Origin of the sequence: Bacillus sp. FSL R9-9492 (assembly GCF_038007365.1) — a bacterium.
In the GTDB taxonomy this organism is placed as follows: Bacteria; Bacillota; Bacilli; order Bacillales; family Bacillaceae_G; genus Bacillus_A; species Bacillus_A mycoides.
Genome location: NZ_JBBOXC010000001.1, coordinates 4,381,602 through 4,393,110 on the forward strand (window position 1 = coordinate 4,381,602; position 11,509 = coordinate 4,393,110).

At 37.1% G+C, this 11,509-nt stretch carries 12 protein-coding genes; all 12 read right to left on the bottom strand.

Going from position 1 to position 11,509, the window contains the following annotated elements:
* Positions 1-11 precede the first annotated feature (11 nt).
* The 12 genes from MKY70_RS22480 to dnaJ all read right to left on the bottom strand — a co-directional run bounded on the left by MKY70_RS22480 (position 12) and on the right by dnaJ (position 11,418).
* Complete coding sequence (locus tag MKY70_RS22480; RefSeq protein ID WP_088034237.1) at positions 12-365, bottom strand: diacylglycerol kinase family protein; 354 nt, start codon at positions 363-365, stop codon at positions 12-14.
* Positions 362-832 (bottom strand): rRNA maturation RNase YbeY, encoded by a 471-nt coding sequence (gene ybeY, locus MKY70_RS22485; RefSeq protein ID WP_002165062.1) that lies wholly within the window; start codon positions 830-832, stop codon positions 362-364. Before ybeY ends, MKY70_RS22480 begins: the two co-directional genes overlap by 4 nt.
* A complete protein-coding gene (locus MKY70_RS22490) occupies positions 829-2,973 on the bottom strand; it encodes an HD family phosphohydrolase (protein WP_341025722.1) in 2,145 nt (714 codons plus the stop codon). The genes ybeY and MKY70_RS22490 overlap by 4 nt, the downstream gene beginning before the upstream one ends.
* A 196-nt stretch (positions 2,974-3,169) precedes the next feature.
* Complete coding sequence (locus MKY70_RS22495; RefSeq protein ID WP_002015189.1) at positions 3,170-4,129, bottom strand: PhoH family protein; 960 nt, start codon at positions 4,127-4,129, stop codon at positions 3,170-3,172.
* Positions 4,130-4,132: 3 nt separating this feature from the next.
* Positions 4,133-5,332: a sporulation protein YqfD gene (gene yqfD, locus MKY70_RS22500; protein WP_088034235.1), complete on the bottom strand. Its 1,200-nt coding sequence runs from the start codon at positions 5,330-5,332 to the stop codon at positions 4,133-4,135.
* 249 nt (positions 5,333-5,581) lie between these two features.
* Positions 5,582-5,875, bottom strand: a complete 294-nt coding sequence (yqfC, locus tag MKY70_RS22505; RefSeq protein WP_002067170.1) for a sporulation protein YqfC — start codon at positions 5,873-5,875, stop codon at positions 5,582-5,584.
* Between the two features lie 107 nt (positions 5,876-5,982).
* Positions 5,983-6,426, bottom strand: coding sequence for a GatB/YqeY domain-containing protein (locus tag MKY70_RS22510; RefSeq protein ID WP_000054578.1), 444 nt, complete (start codon positions 6,424-6,426; stop codon positions 5,983-5,985).
* Between the two features lie 15 nt (positions 6,427-6,441).
* Complete coding sequence (gene rpsU / locus MKY70_RS22515) at positions 6,442-6,615, bottom strand: 30S ribosomal protein S21 (RefSeq protein ID WP_000048061.1); 174 nt, start codon at positions 6,613-6,615, stop codon at positions 6,442-6,444.
* Positions 6,616-7,087: 472 nt separating this feature from the next.
* Positions 7,088-8,440: a tRNA (N(6)-L-threonylcarbamoyladenosine(37)-C(2))-methylthiotransferase MtaB gene (gene mtaB, locus MKY70_RS22520; RefSeq protein ID WP_002015193.1), complete on the bottom strand. Its 1,353-nt coding sequence runs from the start codon at positions 8,438-8,440 to the stop codon at positions 7,088-7,090.
* Between the two features lie 6 nt (positions 8,441-8,446).
* Complete coding sequence (locus tag MKY70_RS22525; RefSeq protein WP_002015195.1) at positions 8,447-9,196, bottom strand: 16S rRNA (uracil(1498)-N(3))-methyltransferase; 750 nt, start codon at positions 9,194-9,196, stop codon at positions 8,447-8,449.
* Between the two features lie 145 nt (positions 9,197-9,341).
* Entirely contained in the window at positions 9,342-10,280 is a 939-nt protein-coding gene (prmA, locus tag MKY70_RS22530) for a 50S ribosomal protein L11 methyltransferase (RefSeq protein WP_002067162.1), read from the bottom strand.
* 28 nt (positions 10,281-10,308) lie between these two features.
* Positions 10,309-11,418, bottom strand: a complete 1,110-nt coding sequence (gene dnaJ / locus MKY70_RS22535; protein ID WP_088034233.1) for a chaperone protein DnaJ — start codon at positions 11,416-11,418, stop codon at positions 10,309-10,311.
* Between the last annotated feature and the right edge of the window lie 91 nt (positions 11,419-11,509).

An 11,509-nucleotide genomic window follows, 5' to 3' on the forward strand; every position in this document is an offset into this window, starting at 1 on the left:
TCGGAATGCAACTATACCATATACGGTAAAAAGATAATAGCACCAATTACAGCAGCTATAATTGCAAATAATAAAACTGCCCCTGCTGCAACATCCTTTGCAATTTTTGCAACCGGATGAATATCGACGGTTGCTAAGTCTACTGTTTTTTCAATAGCCGTATTCACCATCTCTAAACTCATTACAATCCCTATCACAATAAGTACGACAATCCATTCCATTGTTGTAATATGGAAATAAAAGCCGCAGCATATAACGATGACTGCGGCTAAATAATGAATTTTCATATTTCGTTCATGACGAAGACAAAAGTATATACCATCTATAGCATATCCAAAACTATCTAAAAGTTTTCCTGTTTTCATCGCCCTAATCCAAAGGCCTCTAAAATTTCTTTTTGTCTTCCAAACATTTCTTTCTCATCTTCTTCTGTCATATGATCATAACCAAGCAAATGCAAAAAGCCATGTAGTGCTAAAAACCCAAGTTCTCGATCAAAAGAATGTCCATATTCTTCAGCTTGTTCTTTTGCTCTTGGAATAGAAATAATAAGATCTCCTAACATACGCGGCATCTCTGCACCGACAATTTCCATTTCGCCTTCTCCCATTTCTTCCATAGCAAAAGAAATAACGTCCGTAGGCTGATCCTTATCTCGGTAATCACGGTTTATTTCACGAATACGTTCATTATCTACAAATGTAACCGATAATTCTGCGCCTTCTTCTATGTTCTCCATTTGGGCTGCTTTCTCTACTAAACCTCGAATCAAACTTATATATTCTTCTTTCACTTCTTCTGTTTCATCAATAAAATCAATTAATAAACTCATTCTTTCTCCTTTTCTTCCGGCGGTTCCGGATATGTAATACGGGAATGGAAAATACCATTTAACGTTTCACATAACGTTTTTCCAACGATTTGTAGTTCCTTAAATGTCAAATCACATTCACTAAATTGACCATCTTGCAGGCGATCTTTAATAATACTTTGCACTAAATTATTAATCTGATCTGGTGTTGGATGGTTCATCGAACGTACCGCCGCCTCCACACTATCAGCAATACCAACGATCGCCGACTCTTTAGAAGTTGCTTTTGATCCTGGATAGCGGAACATTTCCTCCTTATATTTCTCTTTATCTTCTTTAATCGCATTATAATAAAAATATTTAAGTAACGTTGTACCATGATGCTGTCCAGCAATATCGATAATTTCTTGAGGTATATGGTGTTCTTCTAACATTCTCACCCCATCGGTTACATGAGCAATTATAATATCTTTGCTCGTTACAGGGTCTAATCTATCATGCGGGTTTTCAATACCCATTTGGTTTTCAATAAAAAACTGTGGTTGTACCGTTTTCCCTACATCATGATAATACGCCCCTACACGCGCTAATACTCCATTTGCTCCAACTGCTTCACAAGCAGCTTCTGAGAGATTAGCTACCATTACACTATGATGATATGTACCTGGTGCTTCTAATAAAATTTTGCGCACGAGCGGGTGATTCGGACTTGAAAGTTCCATCAATTTCATACTCGATACAATCCCAAGACCACTTTCTAAATACGGTAAAATCCCCATAGCTAGAACAGAAGAGATAATACCCGAAACAGCAGCCATTAATAATTGCACCCCAATTTCAAGAGGCGAAAAATTCCCGTTACGTAATAATAGCAAAGCCGCTAATACGACTACATTTAATACAGAAACGAGTATACCAGCTTGTAAAATCATCGTACGACGATTTTTTTCTCTCAAGAAAATACTAACTGATAATGAACTTAATAAAACATAAATCCCCACACTATAATTCAGTGTACTCGTTACACCTTCATTAAACATAATACTTCCGCATACAGAAAAGATCATACTCGTTAAAAATACAAATCGATCACCAATCATTAATTTTACAAGTATTGTTCCCATGGCAACTGGAACAACATACGCGATTCCTGCATACTCAAGTTTTTGAAACAAACTAATGATTTTCATTAAAACAATCGTGATAGACAAAATTGTAATATACGCTAAGACATACGGCCTATCTTCTCTTTTCCGCTGTAAAAACACTTCAAACTGCTTATGCATAAAGTACAATAGCACACCAATGAGTACCGCTAACCCAACATAGGGTTGAAAACTGTTCCCTTTTTCTAACAGGCCAACTAATTTCAACTGATTGTACATATCACTTGAAATCGTTTCACCTTCTCTAACAAGGACTTGCCCTTGAAGAATATAAACAGGTGGAACTAAATCTTCTTCCGCTTTTCTCTTCTCTTTTGTTAAGGTCGGATCATAAAAATAGTTTGCAGAAATCGCATATTTCCCTAACGCCTTAATAGATTCCTTTAAACCATTATCAACATTAACACTATTCATCTCACTTACATATCGTTCCTTCGCATCCTTCAATTCGTCCATTTTAACATGCTCAGTCATGATACTATTAATAGCTGTAACTGTTGCATCTTTCGCTAATACTAATTGGTTCGAATCTGCATTAATTAAGTTTAGTAAGTTTGAATCAGATAATTCTTTCGTTAAATCAGTAGGCAATTTTTTTTTCAACTTGTCCACTTTTTCAGCATCAGTAATCTTTTTTTGCTCATCCGGTCCAACCGCTTTAATCTCTTGTATCACTTCATCTACTTTAGCAAAGACGTCATTCACAATATCCACTTTATTTTGTTTATACTCACTTTTATATGTATATTGATCTTCAACTTTTGTAGCGGCTTCTTTTTTCTTTTTGTCCGTTGTAACTTTATCTTCAATTTTAATAGGAGAATGGATTGTTTTTTTCGCAATAGAATATGTTGTAACATCTAATTGCTCTGGTTTTACATTATTCATAAGTGCAAAAAACAGCACTGCTCCTAATAAAACGTAAGAAATCCAACTTAGTTTTTTCGAATGTTGTAAATTACGAAACCACTTAGAAATTTCTTGAGATCTTGACATGATTTCAATACCTTCTCCTCTCCAGAAATAAAGTGAAACTATTTATAGCTTTCATTTCTTCTAGGCAACGATACTTTTTGGACAACGTTTTTATCCACTATTACCTATAGTTCATTTCCCTCGTCTTTAATGATAGTAAAAAATATGCCACTCGCCAACCTTATCATACAAAAAGAAATGACCCTGACAAATAGGATCATTCCATTTTATCATATGCCTCAATAATACGTTGCACTAACGGGTGTCTCACAACGTCCGTTTGTTCCAATGTAATGAACGAAAGACCTGATACACCAGATAAAATATTAGCAGCAATAGAAAGACCTGACTTTACCCCTTTTGGCAAGTCTACCTGTGAGGGATCCCCCGTAATAACCATTTTAGAACTAAAACCTAATCGTGTTAAAAACATTTTTATTTGAACACCAGTTGTATTTTGCGCCTCATCTAATATAACAAATGAATCATCAAGAGTACGCCCTCTCATATAAGCAAGAGGTGCAATTTCAATTACACCACGTTCCATCATACGTTGTGTATATTCTTGTCCAAGAATATCATGTAACGCATCATATAGTGGACGTAAATACGGATCTACTTTTTCTTTCAAATCACCTGGTAAAAACCCTAAGCTCTCTCCAGCTTCTACAGCAGGTCTTGTTAAAATAATTTTCTTTACATACCCTTGCTTTAAAGCTCTCACAGCCATTACTACGGCTAAGTATGTTTTTCCTGTCCCAGCAGGTCCTATCCCAAATACAATATCATTCTTTTTCATTGCATGAATATATCGTCTTTGCCCCATCGTTTTCACACGAATGGATTTACCTTTTGCCGTTTTAAAAATTTCCTCTTCATATAATTCTTCGAATTGAGCAATTTTCCCTTGTTGCCCAAGCTGAATCGCATACGCAACATCTCTTTCCGAAATTGATACACCTTTACGGATAACAACAAGTAACTGTTGTAAGATTTTTTCTACGAGCACCACAGTTTCATCTGCCCCAGATACACGAACAGATTCTCCTCTAGTCACAATCGATACACTAAGTTCTCGTTCAATTACTTTTAAATGAGCATCATTTACCCCAAAAAGAGCGATTGCTTCGTTGGGATTTTCCAATTGTTGGTTCATTTCTACTAATTGTTCTGCCATTACTCAGTCTCCTTGAATATCGGATTCAGATATTGGTTGTGGCTCTGCAATATTTTCAATCACTGTATAATGTAATGTGACCTTTAGGTGATCCGCCTCAACCTCTTTACTCAAAATGTTATCACTTACAATCATAGCATGTTCATCCAATTTTTTCTTCAGTTCTTTTTCTGCCATCTCTTTCGCTACTTTCATTGCTTGTTTTTCGGTATATTCTCGGTTCGCTTCTTCCTCTTCTCGTACAATATTTTTCTCGTATGCAATTGGTAATGTAAATCCAAATAATTTCACATCATGTTTTACACTTTCAGTACGAGAGCGCTTATACTTATCCTGTAGAAATCCCCATATTTTTATTTTAGTACTCCCAAATTTAAGGAAATATTCATTGTATGAATTACCAGTATACACTTGAAATTGTGTCTTTAACGGAACATCCACCTCAGATTTATACCACGTTTCTCCATATACAATCCCTTTAGCCGAAACAACTGTCGGATTCTCCTCATTACCATACATCCCGGATACGAGAAGTTGCCCCTTTTCTACATGGTCATTTTTCATGACAACCGGCTTCCCAACTTCCACAAATGTTTTTGTAATAATCCCTTCTTTTTTTGCTACTAAGTTTTGTGGCTGTTGTTCACTTTCTTTTTTCGGCTCATTTTTTTCAACAATCTTAAAATGATATGTTGTCCCTCTTATTTCTAATCCCGCCCAAGTAATCGCATTAATATTGTCTGTCAAATGACGTTGAACATCTTCTACACTCGGCATTTGGAATTGTAATTTACCTTTTTTTATACCCATTTTGTCCAATTCTTTCATCAATATATATTCTGTTTCAGGTTTTGCTCCTGTAATTTCAATTTTCCACACCATATTTGACAATGCGATCATTCCGAAAAAAAATATTAAAAACCCAATTAAAAATCCACTATTTTTAATTATACGCTTATTCCAAAAAGGAAAACCGTAACGTCCAATAAAATATAATTTACATTCATTTTTTCTATAAATTGGTTTTATCTTTTTCACATCTCGTAATAACATACAAAAAACTAACGTTTCATCAGCTATCTTCTTTACATCCCAAACGAGTAATTTCTTCCGCACACACTCGTTAACAAAGCGTTCCGCTCCTCTACCTTCAATTCGCACCTTTACATACCCAAGCCATTTTATAAACCATTTATTTTTCATCGACTATCTCCACTACCTTTCTAAAAGTAGATACACTACTTTTCAATTCGATTATCAAACTAGCTCGTACTAAAATGTTAATTAGCAGATTCCTTGATCCTCACTAATTATTAACCTTCACGAGCCAGTTTTTTACGTGGAACTCAATTCCCACCTATCCTCTTTGTACGAGCCGAATATTGAGGCCAGAACGTTACCGCCTGTTAATACAAGGTAACGAAGAAAAACTTCACAAACGGAAGTTTCTCCTCACTCCTCTTTCTTTTCATTTTCTAAAAACGTCACTTGTTCAATAATCCCTTCAAGCAACAGTTCTTCTGGAAGGATTGTTTTAATAACAAAGGATTGACCTTTAATTAATAATTGACCATGTTTCAATAGCAATCTTACCTCTTTATCTGAAAACACTAATAATCCTCGATGATTTTCTATATAGATATGTACTTGCCCAACAAGCGTGATCCGAGGTAGATCCATTAACACATCCACTGGCAGGTCTATTTGCTTCGTTAACCAATTCTTCATTTGTTCTATTTTTTTCATCTCAAAAGACCCCCTCTCATCCCATATGTATGAAAAAAGAGCTTGTAATATCACGTCCAAACTGAAAAAAGCATAAAAAAACGTCTCATACGAAATGAGACGCTTTTTTATGCTAATAGCTGGATAACCAGCTTATTCACAAGTGATCCGTCTGTTTTACCTTTTACTTTCGGCATAACAGCAGTCATCACTTTACCCATATCTGCTTTAGATGTAGCACCAACTTCAGAAATAACTTGCTTAATTATATCCGCTAGTTCTTCTTCTGTTAATTGCTCCGGCAAATATGCGCTTAAAATCTGAATTTCACTTTGCAGTTTATCAACAAGGTCTTCACGACCAGCTTTTTTAAATTCAAGGAGGGAGTCCTTATACTGTTTTACTTCACGAGCTAAAACTGTTAATTCCTCTTCTTCAGTAAGAGTATGTTGCAGTTTAATACCTTCATTTTGTAAAGCAGCCTTAACCATACGAATAACGGTTAATTTTTCTTTTTGTTTATTCTTCATCGCTTGTTTCATATCATCGTTTAAACGACCGAGAAGACTCATAACTTACACCCTCTCTTAGAACTTACGCTTTCTTGCCGCTTCAGATTTCTTCTTACGTTTTACACTTGGCTTTTCATAAAACTCGCGCTTTCTTGCTTCAGCAAGTGTACCAGTTTTAGAAACCGATCTTTTAAAACGGCGAAGTGCATCCTCCAAAGACTCGTTTTTACGAACGACTGTTTTTGACATTCTCTTTCCCTCCCTCCGAAACATCACACTTACATACTAATTTCAGCATGCAAAAAGAAACCCTTCTTCAGCATGTCTTTTACGATTATAATACATTTTATCACTTCAGGTCAACTATTTGGCAGAATAAAAGAAGAATAGATGCCCTTACCTGTTCAAAAGCTATGTAGATAGCTATTATCCTTTTCCCCTGAAGACAACTATATTTTTTATCATTACACCTTGTTTAATACAAGAAAGCATTAAATAACTACTCATTCAACGTACCTGCCTTTTCAGTACTTAACTTCTCCACACAAAAAAAAAAAAAGAAAGCATGCAAATCGTTTCCGTTTGCATGCTTTTTTATCCCGCTATTTGCCAGGACAGTAAGACCCCCACCTCAAAATTCAGCGAAAGCAAAGAACTTAGGCGGGGGTCAGGCTGATAATCAGCGGGGATGAACAACCCCCCCACTGATTAAAGTTTCATTTTATGCGCTTGCTGATTCTTTTTTTACATCATCTTCAAGAACACGAACAAACTGCGCTTCGTTATATGGATAACCAGCTTTTGTAATTTTCACTTTTACTAGCTTACCAATCAATTCTTCAGATCCTTCAAACACAATTTTTAAGTAATTATCTGTATAACCTACATATAAACCTTCACGGTCACCATCTTTAAATGTCTCTTCCGGAATGATTTCAAGTACTTCACCTTCAAATCTAGAAGCATACTCTTTCGCTAATTGATTTGATAGCTCAATTAGACGGTGAACACGATCGTTCTTCACGTCTTCAGGAACTTGATCTTCCATACGTGCTGCTGGAGTACCTGTACGTTTCGAATAAGGGAAAACGTGTAATTCAGAGAAACGATTCTCTTTAATGAAATTGTACGTTTCCATGAATTCCTCTTCTGTTTCGCCTGGGAATCCAACAATTACGTCTGATGTAATCGCAAGACCTGGTAACGCTTCTTTCAAACGATCTAAACGCTCTTGGAAAAATTCCATCGTATACTTACGGCGCATACGTTTCAATACAGTATTAGATCCTGACTGTAATGGAATATGCAAGTGACGTACAACTACTTCTGATTTATCTAACACTTCAATTACTTCATCAGAAATTTGACTCGCCTCAATAGAAGAAATACGAAGGCGTTTCAATCCGCCTACTTCCGCTTCCATATCGCGCAGTAATCCAGCTAAGTTATACTCTTTTATATCTTCACCGTACCCACCTGTATGAATACCTGTTAATACGATTTCTTTATAGCCAGCATCTACTAATTGCTGCGCTTGTTTAATAACTTCTTTTCCATCACGAGAACGCATTAAACCACGCGCCCAAGGAATGATGCAAAATGTACAGAAGTTATTACAACCTTCTTGTATTTTTAAAGATGCACGTGTACGGTCCGTGAAATATGGTACATCGAGCTCTTCATATACACGTGTTTTCATAATATTACGGACAGCATTAATTGGTTGACGCTCTTTACGGAATTCTTCGATGTATCCTAACATCTTCTCACGATCTTGCGTACCAACAACAATATCTACACCTGGAATTGCCATAATTTCCGCTGGAGATGTTTGTGCATAACATCCAGTTACACAAATTACCGCATCTGGATTTTGACGTACAGCACGTCTAATTACTTGACGGCTTTTTTTATCTCCAGTATTCGTTACTGTACATGTGTTAATAACGTATACATCAGATTTTTTTTCATATTCAGTTCTTTCATAACCACCTTGTTTAAACAATTGCCAAATCGCTTCTGTTTCATAGTGGTTTACTTTACAACCTAACGTGTGGAACGCAACAGTTGCCATTGATTATCACCCCATCAATTCAAAATGATAAGAAGCGGCACTTAACGCATAAAGCGGAGCCGTTTCTGTTCTTAAAATTCTTGGTCCTAAACTACATGGTACAAATTTATGTTCACGAAGTGCGGTTATCTCTTCCTCCGCTAAACCGCCTTCTGGTCCAAATACAATCAGCAGTTTTTGGCCTGGTTTAATCGTCGCTAAGGCTTTCGCAAAATTAGATTTCTCACCTTGTTTCGCTTCTTCTTCATACGCAACAAGGCAAACATCATACTCGCTACTCATCGACAGCAGTTGTTTAAATGATGAGGGAACGTGTACTTCTGGAATTTCACTTCTATGCGATTGTTCCGCAGCTTCTTTTACAATTTTTTTCAAACGCTCAACTTTTTTATCTGCTTTTTTCGCATCCCACTTTACAATAGATCGAGATGCTTGAAATGGTAAAAATGCAGCTGCCCCAAGCTCAGTTCCTTTTTGAAAAATTAACTCTAGCTTGTCTCCTTTCGGCAGTCCACTTGCAATCGTCACGAACACAGGAAGTTCGCTTGACGCCTCTACCCATTCTACAATAGTGGTATCCACAAATTCACTGGTAATTTCAGCAATTGAACACTCTGCTGTTTTACCATTTACACAGCAATAAATGTGGTCACCAGCTGACATACGCATCACTCTTGCGATGTGATGGACATCATCACCCATTATGCGAATACTTGTCTCATTTACATATTTCTCTTCTACAAAATAACGTTGCATATAATCACCTTAGTAGAGTTTCGTTCCTTTCGTAAGTCAACACTTACGAAAAGAACGAAACGTTATCATTTTCATATAACAAACGGCAAGTCCCTCACCTTATACGGTGAGAGACTCCCCTGTTCTTTATAGACTAAAATCTATATTACGCATTTCGTGCAATAATTGCTACCCAATCTTCCATTCGAAGTACTTCTTCAATTGAAAATCCAGCTGTTTCTAACGCTTCAGAAATTACTTTTTCTTTCGCCCCAATAATACCAGATGTAATAAATAATCCACCTGGCTTCACAACTCTCGCTGCATCTTCAGGGAATAGAAGAATAATTTCCGCTAGTAAATTTGCTACGATTAAATCAACTGGGCCTTCAATACCTTCTAATAGACTATTCTGTCCAACATTGACAATGTCATCTGTTTTATTTAAGCGCACATTCATTTCTGCACTTTCAACTGCAACTGGGTCTAAATCATACGCTTGAACAGAAGCCGCACCTAATTTTGCCGCAGCAATACTAAGTACCCCCGAACCTGTCCCTACATCAATCACAGTATCACCTGGCTGAACCGTTTTTTCTAACGCACGAATACACATCGTCGTTGTTGGATGTGTCCCTGTACCAAACGCCATACCTGGATCTAATTCAATAATTTTTTCATCTGGAGAAGACGGTGTATACTCTTCCCACGTCGGCACAATTGTGAATGTATCAGAAATTTGAACTGGATGATAATACTTCTTCCAAGCAGTAGCCCAATCTTCCTCATCGACTTCATTAATTGTAATAGTTCCTTTACCAATTTCGATGTCGAAAGATGGTAGTGCATCAATAGATGATTTTACACCTGCAACCGTTTCGTGTAAAGAATCCGTTTGTGGGAAATATGCTTTTACCAAAACACCCTCACTTGGATATTCATCTGGGTTAAGTGCATAAATCTCACCGTATTGTTGCTTGCGCTCTTTCGTCAACTCCGCTGGGTCCTCAATCGCAACCCCGCTAGCGCCTGCTTCATGCAAAATATGAGAGACAGCTTCTACTGCTTCTTCTGTTGTATGAATACTAATTTCTGACCATTTCACAATTTACCAACTCCATTTTTTATTTCCATTATTCCCCTTTGAAAGCACGTTTAAGCTTTCTGAATAAGCTATCATCCTGCTCTTCTTGCCCTGCAAATTCACGCAATAAATCTTTTTGATGTGAAGTTAATTTCGTCGGCACAACAACACGAACGACTACATATTGATCTCCTTGACCATATCCACGTACGTTCGGAGCACCTTTTCCTTTTAAGCGGAATTCTGTTCCTGTTTGTGTTCCTGCTGGAATTTTCAGCTTCACTTTGCCATGAACGGTAGGAACTTCTACTTCCGCACCAAGTGCCATTTGCGCAAATGTTATTGGCATTTCGCAAATAATGTGATCCCCTTCGCGTTCAAAGAATTCATGATTTCTCACATGAACAACAACATATAAGTCACCTGCCGGTCCGCCATTTACGCCTGCTTCACCTTTTCCAGATACACGAATTTGTTGACCATTATCGATACCCGCTGGAATTTTAACATTGATTTTTTTACGTTTACGAACTTTACCAGAACCATGGCATGTCGTACATTTCTCTTTAATCATTTGACCTGTTCCTGAACAATGTCCACAAGCTTGACGGTTTACAATACGCCCAAATGGTGTATTTTGTTCTACACTTACTTGCCCTGATCCTGAACAGTGTTTACATGTTTCTTTTGAAGTCCCTGGTTTTGCTCCACTACCCTTACAAGTATCACATGGATCCTCCACTGGAATCTCAACGTTTAATTCTTTACCAAAAATAGCTTCTTCAAACTCTAAAGTAACTTGATATTGTAAATCAGCACCTTGACGTGGAGCATTTGGATCACGACGTCTGCCGCCACCGCCACCGCCAAAGAATGAACTAAAGATATCTTCGAAACCGAAGCCACCGCCGAAGTCTCCTCCGCCACCGAAACCTTGATTCGGACCAGCGTGACCAAATTGATCATACTGCGCACGCTTTTGATCATCGCTCAATACTTCGTATGCCTCTTGTACTTCTTTAAACTTTTCAATTGCATTTTCTTCTTTACTTACGTCTGGATGATATTTTTTAGCCAAACGACGATACGCTTTTTTAATTTCATCTTTTGAAGCGCCCTGGCTAAGTCCAAGGACCTCATAATAGTCTCGTTTATTCATAAATTTGCAACCCCCGAATCTTTCACATAAACGTAATTTTAACACCGAAAGAAAGTGCTTTGCAACAAAGTTTCCTCACTTACAGTATGCA

Excerpts from the sequence above, each read along its gene's own strand:
- ybeY (WP_002165062.1), bottom strand. The coding sequence starts at position 832 with ATGAGTTTATTAATTGATTTTATTGATGAAACAGAAGAAGTGAAAGAA.
- yqfD (WP_088034235.1), bottom strand. The coding sequence starts at position 5,332 with ATGAAAAATAAATGGTTTATAAAATGGCTTGGGTATGTAAAGGTGCGA.
- rpsU (WP_000048061.1), bottom strand. The coding sequence starts at position 6,615 with ATGTCAAAAACAGTCGTTCGTAAAAACGAGTCTTTGGAGGATGCACTT.
- MKY70_RS22480 (WP_088034237.1), bottom strand. The coding sequence starts at position 365 with ATGAAAACAGGAAAACTTTTAGATAGTTTTGGATATGCTATAGATGGT.
- MKY70_RS22490 (WP_341025722.1), bottom strand. The coding sequence starts at position 2,973 with ATGTCAAGATCTCAAGAAATTTCTAAGTGGTTTCGTAATTTACAACAT.
- MKY70_RS22525 (WP_002015195.1), bottom strand. The coding sequence starts at position 9,196 with ATGCAACGTTATTTTGTAGAAGAGAAATATGTAAATGAGACAAGTATT.
- yqfC (WP_002067170.1), bottom strand. The coding sequence starts at position 5,875 with ATGAAAAAAATAGAACAAATGAAGAATTGGTTAACGAAGCAAATAGAC.
- dnaJ (WP_088034233.1), bottom strand. The coding sequence starts at position 11,418 with ATGAATAAACGAGACTATTATGAGGTCCTTGGACTTAGCCAGGGCGCT.
- mtaB (WP_002015193.1), bottom strand. The coding sequence starts at position 8,440 with ATGGCAACTGTTGCGTTCCACACGTTAGGTTGTAAAGTAAACCACTAT.
- MKY70_RS22510 (WP_000054578.1), bottom strand. The coding sequence starts at position 6,426 with ATGAGTCTTCTCGGTCGTTTAAACGATGATATGAAACAAGCGATGAAG.
- MKY70_RS22495 (WP_002015189.1), bottom strand. The coding sequence starts at position 4,129 with ATGGCAGAACAATTAGTAGAAATGAACCAACAATTGGAAAATCCCAAC.